Annotated in this window: 1 protein-coding gene; it reads right to left on the bottom strand. The window is 62.8% G+C overall.

Translation table 11 applies throughout. The features are described 5' to 3' along the window. A partial coding sequence (locus EN932_RS37835; protein ID WP_206619063.1) for a hypothetical protein occupies nt 1–379 on the bottom strand: 379 nt, incomplete at both ends.

Genomic DNA, 379 nt, shown 5'->3' with positions numbered 1-379 from the left:
ATCCGGTCGAACCTGTTGCCCCAGTAGAGCCGGTCGAACCTGTCGATCCGGTCGAGCCAGTTGCTCCGGTATTACCGGTTGCACCTGTGGCGCCGGTCGAGCCGGTTGCTCCAGTCGAACCTGTCGAGCCAGTTGCTCCGGTATCACCGGTTGCACCTGTGGCGCCGGTCGAGCCGGTTGCTCCGGTCGAACCTGTCGAACCTGTCGAACCTGTTGCTCCAGTCGAACCAGTCGAGCCAGTTGCTCCGGTATCACCGGTCGAGCCGGTTGCTCCAGTAGAGCCTGTTGCTCCAGTCGATCCGGTCGAACCTGTTGCCCCAGTAGAGCCGGTCGAACCTGTCGATCCGGTCGAGCCAGTTGCTCCGGTATCACCGGTTGC

The sequence above is a fragment of the Mesorhizobium sp. M7A.F.Ca.US.002.01.1.1 genome, from assembly GCF_004022955.1.
GTDB classification, from domain to species: Bacteria; Pseudomonadota; Alphaproteobacteria; order Rhizobiales; family Rhizobiaceae; genus Mesorhizobium; species Mesorhizobium ciceri.
Note: the sequence above shows the minus strand (reverse complement) of the source record. Positions and strands in the feature narration are given on the sequence as shown.